Here is a 23,179-nt window from a genome sequence, read left to right as displayed (position 1 = left end):
TTGGTAACCAATCCACGAATAACAGAGTGGCCAAGGCCGGGGACTGTTAGACCTGAGGCTCTGCCTCTGCGTTCAATGTCGAATCAATAAAATGGTGATCTCTAAAAAGAACTTGACAAGAGGTCACTTCATAACAGGAGATTTAGCGAATGATTCTGTATCTTACTAGCAGTTTTATTCCTTTTGAAGAACCTGCTTCTGGCGAAAAGCAGTTATTAGAGGATAATTATGGCTTTTTTGAGGACCTTAAAAATGAATGGCCAAAGTCCGTAAGCCTTTTATATATTCCTTGTGATCCTTCTAATACATCTGAAAACGAAGGGCAAAAAGACAGTCTTATACAAATACTTAAGGAAAATGATCTTGCAGTTTCAAACGTGCACATCCTTAAAGACACTGACAAAGACAAAGTCCCGGAGCTTATTAATAAAGCTGACGTTATATATCTTGCCGGAGGTCATGCTCCCACGCAGCTTAGCTTCATGAAACGCATGAAGCTAAAAGAAGCTCTTATGTCTTATAAGGGTATAGTAATAGGTCTTAGTGCCGGTTCTATGAATGCTGCCTATAATGTATATCTTATTCCCGAGCTTCCGGGAGAAGCGATAGATTCAGGATTTGTGCGCTTTTCAGACGGACTTGATCTTACAAATATAGAAATAATCCCTCATGCAGAAATGATCAAAAAGACATCCGTTGATGGTCAAAATCTTATCGAAGACATAATACTTCCGGATAGCTATGGAAGCAGGTTCTATCTGATTACAGATGGAAGCTATTTCAAGGTCAAAAACAATAAGACTATATTTAGGGGCGAGGGTGAAATAATAGAAAACGGCAATATTTCACCGCTCAAGCAAGGTACTGTGATCCCTTATATGGGTATTTATGAGCAGCCTGTTATCAAAGCCATATTGGAAGATGGTTTCGATATGATAGCATCTGTGAATATAACAAATGATACACTTGAAATCTATCATTTAAGCGATGATCTCACAGATGTTTTTGAAAATAGCAGCCTTAAATTCAGAGATGTATGTCAAACTCTTTCAAAAAATATTGTAGAAAGCGAAAGAGAAATCTTTCTTGATAATATAAGGATTCCTTTTATCATAAATGAGCTTAAAGAAAGAGGAGTCTACGTTAGAACTGTACATGTCGACTACCCTTACGGTCAAAGGGCCAAGAACATCCGCGTAAGGAGAGTTCCAGGCTATCCTGACTGGCTACTTATCGTACTTTTTGATATTACTACTGCCACCGATTTTGACTGGATGACAGATGAATATACCAGAACAGGTTTTATGAAAAGAGCCAGACTCTTCTTATCTGAACTCGGAGGTAATGGTAAGTTTTCTCTTGTTTACACAAATGTTAAGGGGTTCAAAGCTGTCAATGAGCTATACGGCGATCAAAATGGCGACATGGTCATCTTCCAGACAAGAGATGCTCTGAGAAAATACTTAAAGCCTGTCATCATGGGAAGACTTGAAAGTGACCATTTTGTACTTATCACATCTGATGAGAATTTAAGTGAAGCTAACTTAAAGGATATGTGCAATCAGACTTTCACTATCGAATCCAAAGAGTTCAACTATGAAATAAGATGCGGCATATATTCTATCAACAATCTGTTTGTTGATATAACGCAGATCCTTGCCGGTGCGAAGCTTGCAGAAAATAACTTAAAGGCCGGAATCGGCAATAAATTGTATGCTTATTATGATGATGTAATGAAGGAAAGCTATGTTAAGAAGAGATTCCTTCTGTCTGATTTTGAAAGAGGTATAAACGATAATGAATTTGAGCCATATTATCAGCCCATAGTTGATGCCAAGACCGGAATGATAGCAAGCGCCGAAGTCCTCATCAGATGGAAGCACAAAGACTTTGGCATGGTATCGCCCGGAGAATTTATACCCATTATCGAATCCGAAGGTAAGACTTCAATTCTGGATAATTTTATAGTAACAAAGGGTATGGATCTGATACTTAGAAGGTGCCAAAATAAGCAAAAAATGATTCCCTGTGCTTTTAACCTTTCACGAGTAGATTTCTATGATACTGTATTTATAGAAAGTATTCTAAACAGGGTAAAAGACCTTAAGCTAGAGCCCAAAATGCTCAGATTTGAAGTAACTGAATCTGCCTATGCTGATCTTGAATCTAAAGCTATAGAATATCTTAATGAAATGAGATCCAAGAATATCCAGATTCTTCTTGATGATTATGGTAGCGGAATGAGTTCACTATCAATGCTCCAAAACTTCAACTTTGATATCATTAAGCTTGATATGGGTTTTATAAGAAAAATAGGTCTGAATGATAAGGTTGAAGCCATTATAATAACTACAATCGGTCTTGCCCACATGATAGGAGCAAAGGTCACAGCAGAAGGCGTTGAAACCAATGAGCAGGTCAAGTTCCTCAGAGACTACGACTGCGACTACATCCAGGGATATTATTTCTATAAACCTATGCCAGAAGCTGAATTTGAAGAGCTCTTAAACGGGCCTGATATATCACCTTCTATATAATACAAATGAACTACCTAAGACGAGTAAAGCTCTAATCGTTAGTTTTAATCTAACCATTTGGAATTTTCTCAGATCAGGTAGTTCATTTTTATTATTTGTTTTATTGTCTTTTGTTTTTTACTATTATCTTTATTGTTATCCTTACTATAATCTGGAATTCACATCATCTATGACATCCAAAAGTCCCATGTCTATGTAATCATTTATAATATCATTCCACACCTCTTCAACAGGCTTTTCACTTAACATTATCTCTTTAAAAATATCACTGACTTTTATAGAAAAACCACTTCCTGATTCCAGTAATGCTTTTGTACATTCATAGCTGTATGGAGGCATTTGAATAGATCTTGCTTTTTGAACTCTTTCTTCATCCATCTTTACATAGCTCTCAGGTACAAGATCAGGATAATTGCTACTGTCATTATTGCCATAGTTCCAGCATACAAGTGAGGCCAGCATTTCAAGGCTATGATATTTATCCGATGGTTTATCATAAAGAATCTGAATCTTACCATTGTCATCTATACTATATGTATCATCTGCAATACCAAAATTACTAAGAAGAGTTCCTTCTTCTGACAAGAGATAATCATATAAAGAAAGGATCCTGTCCAGCTTTTCATCCGAAACCTTCGAACTTATATAACTTTCACTCCAGGCATAATCCCATGCTGTATAGTAACAATTACCATCTACAGATGGAAGCAGATCAAGGTACTTAACATCATCGAAGAAATCATGACCATATATCTCATTCCAGTACTGACCCATATTCTCATAAGTCTTAGTATTACTGATTCCACCATCTATACATATAGCAGCACTCTTTCCGCTTAAAAACTTTTCTTCTGCCTGAGATGTTGTCGTAAATAAAATATCTTCTTCTATCGTGCCTTCATCATACATATCCCTTACTAGATTCCATGTGGGAAGCGCATCCTGCCCTAATGTCTCCCCTGCAAAAATAGCAGGAACGTATTTTTCTCCATTTGGAACCCAATAAAAAGATGTATCTCCTACAGGTGCAAGTGGCATACTATAGGTAAACAAAGGAGCAATAAGCATTGAATAATCCTTGGCTGTCATTCCTTCAATATCTTTGTTCTCACTGTCAGTATTGATAATTGCCTGTATCATAGTGCGAAATTCATCCCAGTTCTCCGGTTCTTTGGTAATTCCCGCCGCTTTAGCAAGATCCCATCTATACAGAATAGTTCTATCCTTAACAGTTTCAGCCTGTTCAGAATAAGTCTGTCTGAATATGCAATATGTCTTTCCATCAATCTGACAGGTTTCTGTCTCAGGTGAATCCATGTATTTATTCAGATTCTCATATTGAGACAAGTCTCCTGGTATTTCATGTAATAATCCCTGCTCTGCCCATTCACTCATAGTATTGGATGTGCGGTATGCTCCTACAAAAATATCCGGCAAAGTATTGTTTTCTGCCCATAATTCTATTTTGGAATAATAATCATCCCAGGTTATATTCTCAGGAATAATAGTAATATTAAACTTATCCTCGATTTTTTTTAGAACTTCATCACTATCGTATCCGTCAAGAGCTTTATCTATCTGCCAATAAGCTATGGATATATCCAGATGCTCATCATATTCAGATACCTTATCAGTATTATCAACTACTACTGTTTCCTGACCGCATCCTGAAATCAGAAGACTAGTTATAATAAAAGCCGCAGCTTGCCTTTTTATTGTGCTGATTATATTCAGAACAGACATGAGAATACTCCCCCTGGATACCCCTTTCATTCACAATATCAAAATATGAACGATATAAAAATTATATCATAATATAAACAGATGGGCATAAAACCATAACGAATGGATTTTATATATCTTTTTTATAAAAAATATACGCAAAGAAAATGGAACTATCTGCGCAAGCAGACAGTTCCACTCCCTCACTAAAGCTTTATATCATTCGCTTGCCTCTTCACTTGCTTCTTCGCTTGCCTCTTCACTACTTTCTTCTTCGGTGATCAGATATTCCTGCATATCTGCATCATAATCATGAGTTTCAAGATCAGCAATAGCTGCATCTATCTGCGACTGATAAGTATCAAGAGCAGTTTGTGGTGAAGATGTTCCACTTGTTATCTCATCGATCATTGTATTTATAACACCGTTAAGATCTGAGAATCCATTGATTGAGTTGATCTTTGCAATATTATTATTGTAAATATAAGATACATTTTCTACTGTCTCACTATCATCAGCCCAGCTTTCAAGCTGATCTTCCATGAGGTCATCCCATTCTTCATTAGTATCAGCAATATCTGTGATAAGGTCATAAATAAGTGCTACTGTCTCAGGATCTTCTATTCCATTAAGCATGAAACGGCAGCCATTCTCTTTACCATAGCATGACCAATCCTGTGCTGAATCTCCCTTAGGGAAAGGTACCCATCCCCAATCATCTTCCATCTCATTTAGATAAGCATATGAGATCCAGAACTCTTCAAGACACATCATAGATTTTCCATCTCTGAAATCACCAATAAGTGAATCCCAGCTGTCAACTGACCAGTCAATCTGTCTGTAATCTACTGTTGTTGTAAAATCCTGCATTGCAGTAAGAGCTTCTACAACAGAACTATCACTAAGATCAATATTTATGCCTGAATCTGTTTTCTCAGCCACCTGTGCTCCATTTGAATATAAATAACACCATCCAAGATTCTCTCTTGCATTGAATCCGTATATATCAATAGTGCCATCATTATCAGAATCAATATTACCCTGAAGAGCTATCTCCTTGAATTTACTCCAGGTCCATTCATCACTATCAGCAAGCTCGTAAAGATCCGGCAGCCCATTTTGTTCAAATAAGGTCTTGTTCCAGAAGATACCGTATCTGATCTCAGGATCCTTTATAAGCATTGTATAGTTCTTGCCCTTATAAAATCCTGCATCAACAACATCAGATCTCCATTTATAATCTTCAAAATCAATTACCCCAAGATCACTTATAGGATATGCGATACCACCCTCAATAAGTGATGGCAGTACAGTTGTAGTTACGGCATAGCCTATATCTACAACAGGATCTCCTGCAAGAACACTGGTAACATAGGAATTAACATAGTCTCCACCAAGATCAACAAACTCAATCTTACAATTATAATTTTCTTCAACATATGCAATTCTTTCAGAAAGTGCTGCTTCGATAGCATTCTTTTCCGGATCAGGTGTCATATCATAATATGATCCGATTTTTACAACTCTGCCCCCAAAATCATACTCCGGTTCCTGGGCTTCTTCTACAGTAGATGCTTCAGTTGCTTCTACAGCTGCAGTATCTTCTGTCTGAACCGAAGCTTCATTAGTTGCAGTCTGCGTATTACCTGTACTTTCAGCTGTACTTGATCCACAGCCGGCAGCACCAATAACCATCACAGCGCTTGTAATGACGGACATTACACGTAACCCAGCAATTTTCTTTTTCATATTATCTCTCCTTTATTATATAGTTTTAATGTTTAACAACATTGTTTCCTTTATCCAACTATTCCGGATCTCTCTATTCCCTCTACAAAACTCTTTTGACAGAAGAGATATAGAAGAATAAGTGGAATTATTGAAAGAATAGTTCCAGTGTTATTCATCATGGATACAAATCCGGGACTTATAAAGTTCATCGATCCTCCAAAACCTTCATACTCTTTATAAACTCCTACTGCAAGCGAGCTAAGGGCTGAAGAAATTACCTTTGTGTTATTAAGATACAGTGATGTATAAAAAGAATCTGTCCATTGCCATACAAATCCAAACAAAAATACTGTTACCATCATGGGGACTGCGCTTGGAAGCATGATCTGTATAAATGTCCTTAATTTTCCACATCCATCTACAAAAGCAGCTTCTTCAAGTTCTCTTGGCATACCTTTGAAAAACTGCCTGAGCATATAGATATAAAGACCATTTCTGATTCCCATGCATGTAAAAGCCTGTATAAAGAAGGGCCAATATGTATCTATAAGATTTACCGTTCCTCCGGTTGCCATTTTAAATATTCCAAACAGATCGAAGAATCTGTATCTTATAAACAGAGGTAACATTATTACCTGCGGTGGCACTATAAGTGTCAGTATCACGCATCCAAACAATATTTTTTTGAAAGGAAATCTGAATCTTGCAAAACCGTAAGCAGTTAAAAGACACGCAAAAAGCTGTATAAATGAAATTGATGCCGACAGAACTATTGTTCTTATAAGAACAGTCCAATAGTCCATACCACTTATGGCCATTTTGTAATTATCAAGCGTAAAATGCTTTGCTATGTATTTGACACTTGAATCATATAGATCTTTTTCACTCATAAATGATATGCTTATCTTGGCAAAAAGAGGCTGAAGAATAATAAAGCATATACCAACAACTACAGTACCTCTTATTATGCGAAGCAAAAGCCTTCCAAGCTTTTGCGCTCTAATCTTGATAAGATCACTATAATTCGAATCAGAAACGCCTATACGATTTTTAATTCCCCTGTCTAAAATCGTTTCTTTTGGTTCCAAAATCAATGCTTCATCTTTCATCGTAATAGAATACCTTTCTTGAAATATAAAAACCTACAATGAGCAGTATAAATGCAATGCAGATAAAGTATATCCATGCCATAGCACTTCCAAGTCCATATTTAACATCTGAGAATATGGTGCTTTTTATCTTGCCCATGACTTCGTTGGTCTCACTTGTAAATGTATCTATTATCGTGTAAACACTATTGACAAGGATAATAGGACTTATCATAGGAAAAGTTATCTTCCAAAAGCTCTCCCATGCTGTAGCACCTTCAATACTTGACGCTTCATATAAAGATGGAGATATTGACTGGAGTGCCGCAAGGAATATAAGGATCTGAACTCCGGAAGCTATTATGATGTCATAAATTCCATCAATTGCTGATGTCAGGTAATTTATTATGTTTACAGGGAGGTCTGTATAGTTTATTAACAGGTATGATACGTTAAGCATTGCCTGAGTATCTTCTGCACTCTGACCTGTATCACTAAGTGTTCTTACAAGAAGATCTGAATTTTCAAGACCAAGTATTACTCCGGATGTAAGTATTACTGGAAAGAAAAAAATACTTCTTGCTATTGCTCTTCCCTTAAATTCCTGATTTAGCAGGTTAGCTGAGAAAAAGCTGAATATGATTACAAGCGGAACCTTTAGTACCATGTCACCTATGGATCTTAATAGCATCTGATTAAATTCAGGATCTATAGTAAGAAGCCTTATATAATGCTCAAAACCATTTTTCAGAGCCGGAGTAAGAGCATATCCGCTGCTCGTCACCTCCATGTTACTAAGACTGAATTTAATTGATTCAACTATAAGAGGGAGAAAGTTTCCAAAAAATCCAATAAGAAAAGGTATGATAAAAAGCAGTCCGGCTAAAGCTTCTTTTCCTATAAGGGTCAACCTTATGTGTCCTTCTATTTTTTTGAAATATCCCATTTGCTTTTCCTCTTTTTCTTAATCTTTTCTTGCAAAGCTCTTGGCCTCAATATCAAATCCATCAACATTCCTTGCTTCATCCGAATAATTGACATATATTGTTGCCCCGTTATCATAAGTAACTCTTACAACATCATCTGTGATATATTCATGACTGACTATAATACAGCCTGATAAACCTTTTAGTACTTCATTTACCTTGGCATAATCGCTTATACATTTATCTTTCCAGGAGGAGTACTCTACACTGTATAAGTCATCATATTTAGTTTCTTTCAGTAGAGAATTATCTTTATAAATCCACTTATAATGAAGTCCTGCTCCATACTCAACAGATTTTAAAAGACTTGTTTCATAATCATCTGACATGTTAAGAGCTTCTGCACAATAAGATATGCTTCCATGTATAACCATTTGATAAAATGGAATCTCTCTATCCAGAATCCTGTAACCATTTGAGTACAATGGGACATTGATCATCTGACTAATATAAGGAAAACAGTATGCATTGGCATTATCTCCAACTATGTTAAGTCCATTTTGAACTGCCTCGTTAAAGCTTGCCTCGTAATAACCAATGGCTTTTTCTCTATCTGTATAGCGTTCCTCAAGATAATCTGAATACAGTCTGTATGAAGCGTATGTAAGATCTATTCCTGTAATATCATATTTACTTATTCCATTAATTAGTTTTTTTGTATAATCAAGTGCAAAATAAGGACTTATTAAATCTGCTTCTTTACCGGTAGAATTACTTCCGGAAAGTGAGTAATCCTTGCTATAAACAACTGTATGATCGAAATATCCTGGCGCATTGCTTAAGGTTGAATATCCATCTGTAAGCGTGTTATTGTATACGTTTTGTATATCTAAGGTCATATAGGTTTTAATACCCAGTTCTTTTTCTTCTTGAATAAACGATTTAAGACTCAGACCATTTTGAAGCTTACTTATCGGATTGACTTTATAATTTGCATATCCTTCAAGTCCATCATTCATCCATCCTGTGTAAATAAGCGTCTGATTGGATATTCCATTGTCTATAAGCTCATCCGTTATAGATTTGGCCTCTTTATAAGTGGTAAGAGGCTCAATGGCGCTATATCTTACGCCAAGTATTGTTTTGTACTTATCTACAGCTCCTATCACTTCTGTATATAGAGCAGTATCTTCTAAATCTTCACTATTAACTGATAGTCTTTGGTTTTCTATCAGATATTCCCTGTAGGTTCCGGCCATATGGCTATATGTAGCATCATCATCACTTAGGAATTTAAATCTTATCTTATATATATCAGCAAAGCTTTTTGCTCCATAAAGCTGATAACTGTTGGATCCTACAACACTACTTAGTGATGCTTCACCATATGAAAGGTAATCAAAACTGCAATATACATTGTTATATGATGTTGTTTTGCCTGAAACCCCTGCATTTATGGTTCCATACCCGTCTCCTTGTTCAATTATGGCAAGATATGCCTGATCATCAGTCTTAAGCCCATAAACAGGAAGTTTGATACCATAAGTGTCATCTGTTTCTGATTTCTTAGTCGTCAGAAGCTGCTTGGAAAGATCTTGCCCATATATTCTCGAAGTATATCCTGAAACATCACTTTTTCCATTATTCAAATCTATAAGAGCACCGCATCCGTCAGGAACAAACATATATCCATTTTCATCAGTTCCTGCTGCTCCAAAATAGGGCAAAACATCAACACTTACCAGATAATATCCATCTTCGTTATACTCTATGGTCATAGGATCAACTGTAACGGTTAAGCTATCTTCTTCAAGTTTGTACTCTACGCCTATTTTGAACCAAGGTTTATCATTTGTATCTTCACTTGTATCAAGTGATGCATCCAGTTCATAATCGCTTTGAGTATATCCGGCATTCTGAAAATATTCCGAGAGATCTTCTTTTATATAATCTTTTACTCCATCTCTTAGCCTGTAATAATTTCCGTTATCGCTTTCTTCAAGTACATAGTTTCTTCTAACCTTTTTGGCACATTTATCATCCATAAGGCTCACAAATTGTTCAAAGCGTTCTTCAGATATAGCTTCTGGAAGAAGTAATTCGTCTGCAATTTCACCAAGTGTATAATTGACTTTGTATCCATTTCCCTCATCAAGCATTTCGATATCAAACTGTCCATTTGAAACGCAATCATTGTAGCTATCCATCACCGATGACTGCACATCTTCATTGAAATACTTTATCTGAAGCTGACTTTTCATTATTCTCTGATAATATGGTGTTGCAATAGGATCATTTTCAGAATTCTGAGGATTTGAAAACCATATATGTCCCGACTCATTATCTTTGATTGCAAAGGTTGTATCTTCTTCGTTGAGGTACAAAGTAAGATAGTCGTTCTCGCATACCTTATCCATGCCTTCAGGAGCAGACTTGTCAGATGGTCCTCCAATTGCTTGAGAGTCAATCGATGTTCCAAAGCATAAAACTACTAATTGGCTTGCAAGTAAAGAAGTTAATATTCGTTTAGCTGTGTTTAAAATTCTTGTTTTTGGCATCTTCATCTAAACCTAAGCTCCTTATATATCGTTGCTACAAAAGTAATCATTCTTCCTATGACATTGAAAAATAACAGACCAATAAACATTATTATTCCCATGCCGATTACTGTTATGATACATGTGGCAATGGTCTTCTTAACGCTGTACTGGTGTGTGATCATCGTTCCAAGGAAAAGAAGAAGTAGCGCCCACATGACACTGATTGTTTTAAAGACAAGATAAAAGCTACCTTCATTACTTGTTATCACATGACTTACTGCAACAAGAGGAAGTCTTACAAGAACAATAGGAGCAAATGAATAACCTACCGCTATAAGGATATCTATCATCCTTCCTTTACCTTCCATGAGCGATGTAGTACACCAGTTTGCAGTACACCAAAGTACATATAATAAAACTATGGTCAAAATATCCACTACAATATTCAACTCTGAGAGTCTATTCATGTTATATAAAAATCCGGTACCCTGTTTTTCTATAGAGAGAGTAATGATAGTAAGAATTACAATAGTAAGGCTTGCGCCTAGGCTACCTCTTTTTTCAAATTTCAGATCCCAGAAACCGTCAAAAGGATGAAAAATAAGATGAAATATATACTTTAATGATTTTCCATATAGCATTTGACTTTACCTACCCATTTTTTATATGCGAAATATCCTTTGATACTTATTACTGTTACTATCAAAACTATTATTATCAGCATACCTTTTGCAAAGAACTTCTCCATTACTGCTTTCCTATAGTAATAAAGCGCTTTGGAATAGTATTTGCGATTGTTTCCGAGCTTGAAATACTCCATTGCTGATTTATAATCTTCAGAATCCATGCACGCTTTACCAAGTCCTATGTATGCAAGCTCATTATTTGAATTATATGTAGATACTTCATTCCAAAGCCTTGTTGCTTCTTCTGCATTACCTATGCTGTTATTTCTTATGGCTCCAAGAAGTGTCTCTCCATAATCTGTAATATCAAACTCCATCACACTTCCTAAAATGTTATCCAGAACAAATATTTTCTTTTCATCATCAGAAAGAGTTATCGCTACAGGTTTTTGAAAATTGCCTTCCTTAATTCCTATCTGTCCAAATACAAAAAGATTATTGCCATCATAGTCGTAAGCAAATACCTTTCCGTCATTATCATCCAAAACAAAGTAACATCCATTATCATTTACTGCTACATCGCAGAATGATGACCATCCATTTTCATACCCATGAAGATCTCCAATTATCTTGTTGTTACTAAGCCGTCTTAGTACGTCTACACCTGTAGGATTTAATCTTCGTATAGCATCGGCACCTGACGCATGATCTTCATCACTTAAATTATTGATCGTTGCATAAATGAAATTCTCGTCATCTACACAGATATTGCTATATTCTGTAGGAACTATTGTTGCCATTCTTTCCTGCTGTTCCCTGGTAGAAAAATAGTTTTTCCACATATATGTGAACATACTTACGGATACTTCTGTCGCTCCCATAAAACCTTGGAACTCACCGTTTTTGTCAAACTCTATCAATCCCATGTTTATTCCATAAGCAATTACATATATTCGCTTTGAATGATCTACAACAACTTTAATGGGTGTATATTGCTGAGAATCACTTATAAGTGTAGTTACAGGTCTTCCTATCTGTCTTACAAATTGTCCGTTTTCATCAAGCTCAACAAGTCTCGAATTGCCACTATCCGCAACATATATATGGTCTTCATCTGTTACAAACACTCCCTGGGGTTCTTTAAATATGTCATCACTTCCATTTGCATATGTATACTCAGCCAAAACCTTCCCTTCCAGATCAGTGACAAGTATTCGTGAATTACCTGTATCTGCGATATAGAGCTTTTCTCCTTTAAGGAACATATCCTTAGGAAAATTCAGACTTGTTTCTCCATTATTACCTGCCCCAAGAAAAGATTTTTTATATAAGAATGTATGTGGCTGAGCTACTGCTTCTCCCCAAAAGTTATAATTGTATGACTCATATGGCGCATTCGCATATGATGTTATCTCACTTATCATCCATATATTGACCGTCACTATCACAAAAGCCATAAAAGATAGCAATAATTTTAATTTTTTATGCATAAGAAGTTTCCCCATTTTTAATGTCCTTACGACAATCAATAATCCTGTATCTTTTGTTACTCCTTTATTCCTGAAGATGCCATTGTTTCAATGATATTGCTCTGACTGGCAATAAAGATTGCAATGGGAACACTCATCATTATTACTGCTACAGCTGCTGTTGCTCCTGATCTTGCTATTCCTGCAGCAGAGATCTGGCTTAGCGCATAAGGTAACGTTTTTAATTCTTCGCTGAAAATATAGTTAGAGCCTTGTAAATTCCACAGATCCTGGAAACAAAATATAATAAGAGTCAGCCATGCAGGCTTAACCTGGGGCATTGCTATTGTCCAGAATACTCTGAATTCTGAAGCTCCATCTATTCTTGCTGCTTCGAGAAGTGAATCCGGAATCTGCTCCATAAACTGTTTCATAAGAAAAAGTCCCAATGGTTTTGCAATTGCAGGAACAATCAATGATGCGTATGAATCTAGCCATCCTATCTTTGACATAATAAGATAATTAGGTATTGCTGTTACCTGAGTCGAGAACATGAGTGCTGTAACGATAATCCAAAATATAATCTTCTGACCCGGAAATTTGTATTTAGCAAGGGCATATGCACAAAGACTGGCTATTATCAAATGGCCAAAGGTTCCTACTATAGTTATAAAAACTGTGTTAAAGGTATATCTTGCAAAAGGAACCCATGAGCCGCTCATAAGTACAAACACATCATGGAAATTATCTAATGTAGGATTTCTTACGAAAAATCTTGGAGGGAATATAAACAACTCTTCCAATGGTTTTAAAGAATTACTTACTGCAAGTACAAGCGGAAGTGCCATAAATGCACCCATTATGACTAGTAATGCGATGCTGAAAACATCTCCGACAAGTGAATGACTCTGTTTTGCTCTTTTCTTATGTTTAAAAAGATTAAATGTCATTATTTACCGACCTTCCTAAGTAATATCTGTACTAATTTATTGCAAATAACCATTACCATAAATAAAAGTGTAGCTATAGCAGACGCATATCCCATTTCAAACCTTACGGTTCCATAGTCAATCAAGTGCGATACAACAGTATGAGCTGCGTAATTAACACTCGGGAAACCGGCAAGAGCTGCCAGTTGATCGTGTATAGCAAACGAATTGGTTATTGTCATAACTGCGCCAAACATAAGCTGTTCTTTCATAGCCGGCAGAGTTATATACCATAGCTCCTGAAATCTGTTCCTGATACCATCCATATAACCTGCTTCATATAAGGTTCTGTCAACATTTTGAAGTCCAGCAATAAATGACAAAAATCCCGTTCCCATACTCATCCAAAGAATTACAATTATCAGGATTGGCATTATATACTTTTCATCTTCAAACCAGAGTATAGGCTGAAAAGTTATTCCAAGCTTCATAAGCCATGCATTAGCCATTCCATAGGTATCACTCGAAAAAATATACTTCCATACAATAAATGCCTGACCAGATATAGTAGGAGCATAAAATACAAGTGTCATGAAAGCTCTAATAACAGGCTTTTTAATATCATTTATCATCCATGCGATGAATAAAGCCATAAAATAGCCGATAGGTCCTGTTATTGTTGCAAACAAAAATGTATTCTTAACCGCTTTTAAAAATATTTCATCTGAAAAGAAAAGATCAATATAGTTCTTCCAGCCTACAAATCTAGGAGTTTCAAGAACATTAAAATATGTAAAACTAAGTCCCATTGATGTGCATACCGGAATCAGGTAAAACAAAAGAAAAAGTATACAATACGGTCCAATAAATAAATATGCGGTCTTACACCTTTTCATGTTTTTTAAAAGCTGTTTAAACTTTATTCCCAAGTATTTTAAAATCATCTTTGACCTCATGTCCTTCCCAGAAGGAATGACTAATGGTTCGATATCAGTTGAAGTAATCCCTAGTATTTCGTTTTTGGAAATTTTAGTTTTCAAACTTTACCTCTCTTAGTGGAAGACCAAACTCTTCTCTCTTAGCATCTATTTCCGAATTAATCGTTTTTACAATATCCTGAAGGGTTTCTCTGGGATCTTCATTGTTGTTATATACAGTGTAGAAAGCATTCTTTATATTTCTTTCTGTATAATAGCTTCCTGGAATTTCAGGAATAGCTTTAACTTCTTCCATCTGGGCCATTAGCTGAGCATAATCTTTAGATGACCATGGAAGATTGGAAAGTGCTTCCAGATTTGCAGTTGCTACTCTTCCGGATACTCCAAGAACAGACTCTATCTCATTGCCATAATCTGATTGTGTATCGCTGCTCATCCACCACTTTAAGAACTCCCAGGCTTCTTCTTTCTGATCACTTGTCTCCATAATTATTGCTGCTGTTTCCCAGGTTGATACGCTCCTATCAGTTGTTACAGATACAACATTTCCGTCTTCATCAAGTGTCTCTGTTTCATATCCCGGAACTACTGTGAATCCCCATAATCCTCTTATTTCAGGAGCAAATACCGAAAGATAGTTATAATTGGTATAGTCACCTATAGCCAATGGCATTTCACCTGTTCTAAATCTATTAGCAAAATCAAAGGTAACAGGCATACCATAATTCACATAATTACCAGACCACTGTCTAAAAGCATCTACTGCTTCTTCACTGCTAAGTGCACTTTCTTTTCCATCTTCCGTATAATAACTGCCCTGATGCTGATACAAAAACATCGCAAATGTTGTGTAATCTGGGAATATTCCTACATTCATGTTGTTCTTTTGTATAACAGACAAGGCTTCGTAAAACTCATCCCAAGTACTTGGAATAGAAAGTCCCAGTTCTTTTAATATGTCTGCCCTGTAAAACATCACATGAAAAGACATTGTTTGTGGCAAGGCGTACACTCCATCTTCAAAAGTAAACTGATCAAAAGCGCACTCATGAAACCATCCTTTAATCTCTTCAAAATCTTCAAATTGTGTCAGATCTACAACCGCATTTCTAAGGGCATAATTTATAGGTTCCTTACCAGCTACATTTAAGGCTACATCAGGTCCTCTTCCCGCAAGTGTTGCTGACAATAATACGTCTTTATTAACAAGCTTGATGTTTACAGGTATTGAAGTATCAGTGACAAAATAATTATCTGCAAGCTGCTTGATTATCGTTGCCTGGTCTCTTCCGCCTCCTGTCATACTTGTTACATTTGAACCATCTGCAAGTATCCATACTTCAAGGCTGTCTTCTCCATAAACTTCACCTATGCTGTCATAATCTTCTACAAAGCTCGCCATAAATTTCCTGAATTCGTGATAGAGTTTTTGGAAAAAACCTGCCTCTGCTTTAGGAAGCTTTGAATCCTCACTGCATAAAAGCAGATAATCAATCTCCAAAGGCTGTTCTTTCATAGAAAGTTCCCATGAACCAAGAGCTACTATATTGTCTTTAAACGCAGACCATTGTTTGGCAATTGTTCTTGGATCTTTTATCATTTTCTCAAGCTGATTCTGAAGATTATCGATCGTTGCAAAAGAACTGCTTCCAAGTCCGCTGGTATAAACATTTAAAAGCTCTCTTATCTCTTTAATTTCTTCATACTGATTTGCAAGTATTTCCAAAGCTTCCGGTGCTTTCTGCTCCAGTTGATAATCTCTCATAGTATCTGCGGATGATCCTATGATCATAAGAAGCTGTCTGTAACTTCTATTAAGCTCTGCTATACTATTATCTGTTCTTCTTATTATTTCTGATAATTCGTCTCCCAGTGTGATCTCAAGTCTTATTTCATGCTTTCCTTTTTCAAAGTAAAACATGTATGGATTTTCTTCATCTTCATTTGCCATTGGAGAAAGTCTTTTAAGCTGCCAATCATTGCTATACAAGAATTTAAGCTCTTGAGCCTCTTTAAAAGGCGTTTCGCCATCGATTGAAAGGCTTCTGATAACTGTAACTCCTGTATTTATATTCTGTCTGTATCTTAAAGCAAGTGTATAAAATCCATTTTCAGGTACTTCTATCTCCCAGCTTATCCATTGCCCTACCTTCTTCCAGTTACTTCCTCCAATTTCATTAAGCCTTGTCTTACTTGGACTATATGGCTCAGATAAAGGTGAGGTCCTGTCTGATATAGGATACAGAGTAGAATCTGACTTATACAAAGCATCTTCTCCCTGAACTTTAAGCTGTATATCAGAGATTGTATTATTATTACTATTTTCATTAATACTTAGATAATCACTATATGATAATGTTTCCTCTGCCTTTGTTAATTTAATCTCACCAATCTTCATTGGCTCTTTTGTTGATTCAAAAGTTATAGTATTAGTTCCTTTTTTAAAGTAAAAACAGAAAGGTTCTTCATAGTATCCATCACTGTCTTTGAGATAACTTTGAAGCCACATATAACATTCTTTCTGCTTTGGTCTTACATCATTATCTCTGGAATCTGCTTTTATCTCCTCTGCATCAGCCCAGATCCTGGTAAATTCAATGTACCTTGCATTTTTAAATGGTATTTCTCCATTTATATAAACGATTCTCTCTATGCTGTTATTTTTGCCTTCTAATGGGTAATAATCCAAAAGAATGTTATAAAATCCTTCAGTTTGCACTTCAACTTCATAAGTAACACTTCCTTCTTCCAAGGTACAAAGGCCATCGTCTTCCAGGTAGAAGCTATCATCTTTTTCTAAATAATTCTTTCCATCTATAACAATTTCCTGATCCGGAAACTGTGCACCATTCTCTAGATAACCGCTTATATATGACTCATAATCACCCATCTCGTATACGGTATCCAACAGATTATTATTAGCTTTTAAAATAGCTGAGTTCTCGTTATCATTTAATGAATCTTCAGATTCCAAGCCGTCTGCTGTTACTGTTATAAAGGTAGAAGAAAACATTACGCAGATTGTTATCACAAAGCCAGCTATTCTTTTGATATTATTAGTTACCATCTACTAATCCTCTTTCCTGATAAAAGATCTTGAGGCTGTCATCTTCCATAAACTCAATATCCAAAAACAAATATGATGATTCTGATAGTTTATTGCTGTTCCATCTGTCCCCAAGATAAATATATCTTTCAATTCGTTTATTATTACTGGCATTAAATACACATGTGCTTTGAGAATCAAAGGTTGTATGTGAAGTATCGCCTATACAAGGATCTCCCATATTTTTCCAATTACCCATTATGTTGTCTGTAATATAATATCTTGCCTGATTAGGTGCCCATCCTGTACAACCGGATGTAATAAGGTAATACTTACCATTTCGTTTGAACATGGCAGGCGCTTCTCTTTGTGCTCCAGGAAACAGTCTTATATAATCCCGGCCGTATACCGCCTTATCAACCGTCTCACTAAGATATGTATAATCATCATTTAGTTTTGATATATATAAGGTAAGGTTTTCTTCACTGGAGTAGATAATATATGCACTGTCGTCGTCATCTACAAAAAGGTTCATATCTCTTGCCATCCCCTTACTTTGCGGATAATAATCTTTCTGATCGTCAGGACATATATTTAGTCTGTATCTGTCAACAAACTTATAAGGGCCAAATGGAGATTTACTGACAGCAACCCCTGCTGATGCTGCTGCATACGAAGATTTAGATTCTCTTGTCGGGCCATCTGCATGGAACCATAGAACATACTGCTCATTTTTCTTGTTATATATTAGTTTTGGTCTTTCTATGATGGCCGTAGTAGAATTTATACATTCATAAATATGGTCAAGTTCTTCTGAGCTTTTATCGAAGTACAATTTCTTAAAGTAGATGTCATTATCAAAATCTTCTCTTTTATCTATATTCCTCATTATGATGCCTTCACTTTTCCAGTTACGTAGATCTTCTGAGCTATATGCCCTTATTCCTCCATGAGCACCACTTGTTTTATCCTCACCAACCCATATCCATTTACTAACCACACTTTTTGAATTTATATCAAAATAAGACATCCATTGTATCTGGCCACCATGAGCCTGAATAAGATGTCCGTCTTCGTCAAAATAATTTTTACCATTTGGAATATCTTCATAGAACATTGTATTGATCCCCCAAGATATAAATGAACGCTCCCCTTTACAAAAATCATTCTATACAAAGACAGTGTTTTTTAGTATGAAATATTTTTTGATAAATATTGTCTATTTTTCGTTTAATACATTTGAGAATTTGTTATAAAAATGTATTTTTTTACGTTTTCTTAAGTATTTACATATTAAGTTTTGAATAATATGGAATTTTTTCAGATATTAATTAATAATTTACATAGCTTTTTATACCCGAAGATTTTATTATAAATATATGCGTTTACATGAATATATCTATAAATGCTATGGAGATGGTCTAATGGGGTGCAGTATTAAAAAGGAAACTAAAAAGCGGGGAATGTTTTTTTTCAGATTTAAAAGGCAACCGATCAGGAAGCAATTTGCTATTATTACAAGCGTGTTTTTGGGAATAATACTTGTTCTTTCGATATTATTATTTGCTTCTATCAAAATAATTTTTTTGCAAAACCAGCAAAATTATGCCGACATGTATGCAAACAGGTTCAGTAATGAACTTGATAATATCAGTTTTCAGCTTGAAGTACTTGGTAATGATTTTCAGAATTCTGCAATATGCAAAGAATTATTATCTACAGACAATTATTCAGATTTTTCTACTGATCTTATAGATGAGATCAATAATAAGGTAGCTTCTGTAAAAGGACTTAATTCTAATATAGCAGACATTGCTTTTGTTAATGATACTCTGCATATGTCCTCAATTTTCTCAGAAGAAGATCTTAATTCTTTATATATTAGTGCTCTTTCTGACCAGAATATCAGTAATTCGATGGGTCTTAACAAAAGCAGCATAAGGACTCTTTCATCTAAAACATACTATACCTATTGTTACAAAATATATCAAAAGGGTAGTATCATAGGCTGCATCTTCATATCTCTTGATATAGATAATCTTATAATTGATGATTTCGGTAATGATGCAAACTCTACTGATTCTTTAGAATCAAAAGCTTCCTCCTTTTTCCTTATGGACTCAAATGGAAATGCTTATCCGCTTAACAGAAACTCAGAGCTATTCACTGATGTAGTACTTGCTTTTTGTCAAAATTATATTTCAAGCCCGTCCCATACAGATCAGAATGGTAATATAAACGAAAGCTACACGTACTCTGATCATAACTATGTCATAAGTCTAAATTATTCTGAGGAATCCAACTGTTATGTCATAAGCAGTGTTTATATTGCCGCTATAAATAACTATCTTATTTTTGCCTGGCGGCAGATAATCATCATACTTATAGCAATTTTAATATTTTCACTATTATTAGTATATGTACTATATAAAAATATGGTGCAACCAATCAATAAGTTCAGCGGAATAATATCAAAAATGACCCAGGATAGCCAGCGCCATCTAACCAAGCCTATTGCTGTAGATGGTTGCGCAGAAGTCCAGGATCTTACTACTTCTTTTTCTACTCTCTTCGCTGCTATTGATGAACTTAATAAGAAAATATTTGATACTACAACTAAACTTTATGAAGAAAAAATAAGAGGTCAGGCAACAGAAATCTCTTACTTCAGAAGCCAGATAAATCCACATTTTCTTTATAATGTACTAGAGCAGATCAAGTCTCTTGCACTATCTAATAATGTACCTGAGATTGCTTCTATAGCTGTTGCAATGGGCAAGATGTATAAGTACAACGCAAAAGGTGATCCTATAGTTCCTTTTAAGAACGAACTTGAGATGACCAAGGCCTATATAGACATACAAAAATACAGATTTAAAGATAAATTTGAGATAATCTATAACATACCTGATGAAGTTCTGGATATTCCGGTAATTAAAATAATACTCCAGCCAATAATAGAAAATGCTATTCAGCATGGTATAGAACCAGCGCTCCATAACTGTATGCTGTATATTGGCTGTAACGTATCTGATGATCTGTTTACTATAGAAATAAGAGATGACGGTATAGGTATAAGTGAAGATCAGTTACAAATAATCAAGGATATTCTGAACACCCCGCATTACGAAGCTAATGCATATGTCGGTATATACAATACTCATGCTCGACTTAAACTTCAATATGGCCCTGAGTATGGCATTACAATTGATAGTAAGGAAAATGATGGCACAGTTGTAACAATAAAAATGCCAGTAAACATCAAGTCCCAATAGGGGTACTTCAAAAATACCTATATACAAACGACCAAACTGCAGATTATTCAAAATTTCAAGTCCTGGCAACAAAGCTACTATTTAATTCAAGAGGTGACTATGCATAAAGTTCTTTTAGCAGATGATGAACCAAGTATAACTGAATCAATGAAAAATACTATTCCATGGAGTAATTATGACATGGAAGTAGCTCATATAGTAAGTTCCGGTCACGACGCTTATAATCTTATAAAGGATAATGACATCGACCTTGCCATACTTGATATCAGAATGCCCGGCTATAGCGGACTTGATATCAGCAAAATGATTTTCACCAATAATCTTAAGACCAAAGTTATAATCGTGAGCGGATATGCAGAATTTTCTTATGCTCAGAAAGCTATCACTTATGATGTACTTGGCTATCTACTAAAGCCTGTAGAATATGAGGAACTGGAAATTCTTCTATTAAGAGCACAGAGAATGCTTTCATCAGACGATAGCAGTGATCTATCTGCAGATTTCATGAATTATATAGAAGAAAAAAATACTTCTATGATGGAAGCTTATCTTAAAGATCAGGGACTAAGTTCAGATCAGTATTACATTGCTTCTACATATGGTAATGTAGCATCACCTGTTTCTCATGGGATATCTTTTTCAATTGGTATAAGCCAGAACATGTATATATCTAATAAACCCTATATAGAAAAAGACTTTGATGGTATTACTTATGCAGGAATAGGATTATTCCCTGCATCAGTTAGTATTACTTCTCTTCGTCACGCTATATATGAATGTGCTTCAATGTGTTTTAATTCATTTATGAATAATGATACATCACAGGATTCTATTGTTTGCACATCTTATACCAATATTCAGAAAACCGGTATTTACAAATCTATAACCTCTGCTAATAGTTTTAATGAAAAGGACAAGCTTATCATCCTTCTAAACAATTTAAAAGAGCCAAAGTACCGTTCTCAAATGAATATTAATTCTACTATGAAGCTGAACAACCTCTTGGTTTCCAATAATCAATTGTTTCCTAATGGTCAGGATTACTATATTTATAATTACAAGCAGCTCCTTCATGACTATTCTTCATTTGATAACCTGATAGATAGCCTGATATTTCATCTTAGTAATGCCTCAGAAACCATAGATGATGATAATAGTTTCAGTAATACTTACTTTTTAAAGATTATGAAATATATAAATACATATTATAATGAAAACCTATCTTTAAAAGATGTTGCTGCTGTTGTTAACCTGAATCCCAACTATGTAAGTCAGCTTTTTAAAAAATGTTCCGGATCAACTTTTTCTCACTACCTTACAAACTTAAGGATATCCAATGCCAAAAAGCTGATCACAACAACTAATACATCAATAAATGAAATAGCATCTCAAACTGGTTTTAATGACTATTTCTATTTTCTCAAAACATTTAAAAAGTTCACTGGTAAAACTCCAAGTGAATATCGTGCAAATCAAGACTAAAAAATGCTGGCCATGCGGCCAGCATTTTAATTCTGTTATTTAATCAGTGAACATCATCCGCTCTGTATCTAAGCTGAACTAAATCGTCATTAGCTGAAAGAGCTTTAAATACAAATATAATTGAGATAAATCCTGAAACTGCTCCAATAGCTGTCTGCTCTTCAACAGAAGTGTTATCTATAGAAGCATATACTCTTGAGTACATATCACCATAATAAAGTATTGTGAATGCAATTGATAACAATGTACCAAATGATCCCGGAATAAAACCGATAACTATTGGTAATAACCATAAAAATCTATATATGGTTGTATCAAGTTCAAATGCTCCAAGAACTTTTACTTTAGTGGTTCCTGTTGAAACAATTGTTGCAAGTACAAAGATATTAAAAATCGGAATCCATCCAAATCCCGGACTTTGATAACCAAGCTTCTTAAATACCTTGACAAAGCTGAGTGAACTGATCACGTACAGTGCCACACACAATAATAATGTCCCAATAAAAAAACTCCCAAACATTGCTAAAACTAATTCCATTTACTTTTCCTCCTGCACCTTGCGGTGTTATTTTTGATATGGATAATATACTATAATCCCAGGATTAATTAAATGTGTAAAATTAGCAAAATAAAAGTTCTATTTTGTACATTTTGTTAGTTTTTTCACAATATACACGGCGTAATACTCCAAGTTTATACGAATCTTTTTGCCAGTGGTCTATCCATCTTTTACCTCTTTTTTACAGGAATCCAGGGTTCACAAAAAAGGTTCTCATGACCACTGTCAAAGTACAGCTCGTAATCAGTCTCTTCAGATGCAAAAACCTGCTTTCATGCATTGATCCAACATGAGCCCACATCCAGCCTATT

Annotated in this window: 15 protein-coding genes; 3 read left to right on the top strand and 12 right to left on the bottom strand. The window is 35.3% G+C overall.

The window, feature by feature from the left end; genetic code table 11:
* Positions 1-149: 149 nt before the first annotated feature.
* Complete coding sequence (locus K6G87_RS02485; RefSeq protein WP_296833434.1) at positions 150-2,537, top strand: EAL domain-containing protein; 2,388 nt, start codon at positions 150-152, stop codon at positions 2,535-2,537.
* Between the two features lie 144 nt (positions 2,538-2,681).
* Here K6G87_RS02485 and K6G87_RS02480 read toward each other — a convergent pair whose 3' ends face one another.
* The 11 genes from K6G87_RS02480 to K6G87_RS02430 form a co-directional block, all read right to left on the bottom strand.
* Positions 2,682-4,280 (bottom strand): extracellular solute-binding protein, encoded by a 1,599-nt coding sequence (locus K6G87_RS02480; protein WP_296833431.1) that lies wholly within the window; start codon positions 4,278-4,280, stop codon positions 2,682-2,684.
* Positions 4,281-4,478: 198 nt separating this feature from the next.
* A complete protein-coding gene (locus K6G87_RS02475; protein WP_296833428.1) occupies positions 4,479-6,008 on the bottom strand; it encodes an ABC transporter substrate-binding protein in 1,530 nt (509 codons plus the stop codon).
* Between the two features lie 50 nt (positions 6,009-6,058).
* Positions 6,059-7,099 carry a carbohydrate ABC transporter permease gene (locus K6G87_RS02470; RefSeq protein WP_296833425.1) on the bottom strand — a complete coding sequence of 347 codons (1,041 nt, stop codon included), beginning with the start codon at positions 7,097-7,099 and terminating at the stop codon, positions 6,059-6,061.
* Positions 7,089-8,024: a carbohydrate ABC transporter permease gene (locus K6G87_RS02465; protein ID WP_296833422.1), complete on the bottom strand. Its 936-nt coding sequence runs from the start codon at positions 8,022-8,024 to the stop codon at positions 7,089-7,091. Before K6G87_RS02465 ends, K6G87_RS02470 begins: the two co-directional genes overlap by 11 nt.
* 18 nt (positions 8,025-8,042) lie before the next feature.
* On the bottom strand, positions 8,043-10,568 hold the full coding sequence (locus tag K6G87_RS02460; RefSeq protein WP_296833419.1) for a DUF5696 domain-containing protein: 2,526 nt from the start codon (positions 10,566-10,568) through the stop codon (positions 8,043-8,045).
* Entirely contained in the window at positions 10,565-11,185 is a 621-nt protein-coding gene (locus K6G87_RS02455) for a YIP1 family protein (RefSeq protein ID WP_296833416.1), read from the bottom strand. The genes K6G87_RS02460 and K6G87_RS02455 overlap by 4 nt, the downstream gene beginning before the upstream one ends.
* Complete coding sequence (locus K6G87_RS02450; protein ID WP_296833413.1) at positions 11,164-12,660, bottom strand: NHL repeat-containing protein; 1,497 nt, start codon at positions 12,658-12,660, stop codon at positions 11,164-11,166. Before K6G87_RS02450 ends, K6G87_RS02455 begins: the two co-directional genes overlap by 22 nt.
* 56 nt (positions 12,661-12,716) lie before the next feature.
* A complete protein-coding gene (locus K6G87_RS02445) occupies positions 12,717-13,589 on the bottom strand; it encodes a carbohydrate ABC transporter permease (protein ID WP_296833410.1) in 873 nt (290 codons plus the stop codon).
* Positions 13,589-14,377 carry a carbohydrate ABC transporter permease gene (locus tag K6G87_RS02440; RefSeq protein WP_296833408.1) on the bottom strand — a complete coding sequence of 263 codons (789 nt, stop codon included), beginning with the start codon at positions 14,375-14,377 and terminating at the stop codon, positions 13,589-13,591. Before K6G87_RS02440 ends, K6G87_RS02445 begins: the two co-directional genes overlap by 1 nt.
* Before the next feature lie 220 nt (positions 14,378-14,597).
* Positions 14,598-17,573, bottom strand: coding sequence for an extracellular solute-binding protein (locus tag K6G87_RS02435; RefSeq protein ID WP_296833405.1), 2,976 nt, complete (start codon positions 17,571-17,573; stop codon positions 14,598-14,600).
* On the bottom strand, positions 17,563-18,669 hold the full coding sequence (locus tag K6G87_RS02430; RefSeq protein ID WP_296833403.1) for a glycoside hydrolase family 43 protein: 1,107 nt from the start codon (positions 18,667-18,669) through the stop codon (positions 17,563-17,565). Before K6G87_RS02430 ends, K6G87_RS02435 begins: the two co-directional genes overlap by 11 nt.
* 496 nt (positions 18,670-19,165) lie before the next feature.
* Here K6G87_RS02430 and K6G87_RS02425 point away from each other — a divergent pair, with 496 nt between their 5' ends.
* The gene (locus K6G87_RS02425; protein ID WP_296833401.1) at positions 19,166-20,827 is read left to right on the top strand and encodes a sensor histidine kinase; all 1,662 of its coding nucleotides are present in this window, start codon (positions 19,166-19,168) and stop codon (positions 20,825-20,827) included.
* A 99-nt stretch (positions 20,828-20,926) separates the two neighbouring features.
* Entirely contained in the window at positions 20,927-22,309 is a 1,383-nt protein-coding gene (locus tag K6G87_RS02420; protein ID WP_296833398.1) for a response regulator transcription factor, read from the top strand.
* Positions 22,310-22,352: 43 nt separating this feature from the next.
* Here K6G87_RS02420 and K6G87_RS02415 read toward each other — a convergent pair whose 3' ends face one another.
* Positions 22,353-22,847, bottom strand: a complete 495-nt coding sequence (locus tag K6G87_RS02415) for a hypothetical protein (RefSeq protein ID WP_296833396.1) — start codon at positions 22,845-22,847, stop codon at positions 22,353-22,355.
* Positions 22,848-23,179 lie beyond the last annotated feature (332 nt).

The sequence above is a fragment of the Butyrivibrio sp. genome (assembly GCF_024699075.1).
Note: the sequence above shows the minus strand (reverse complement) of the source record. Positions and strands in the feature narration are given on the sequence as shown.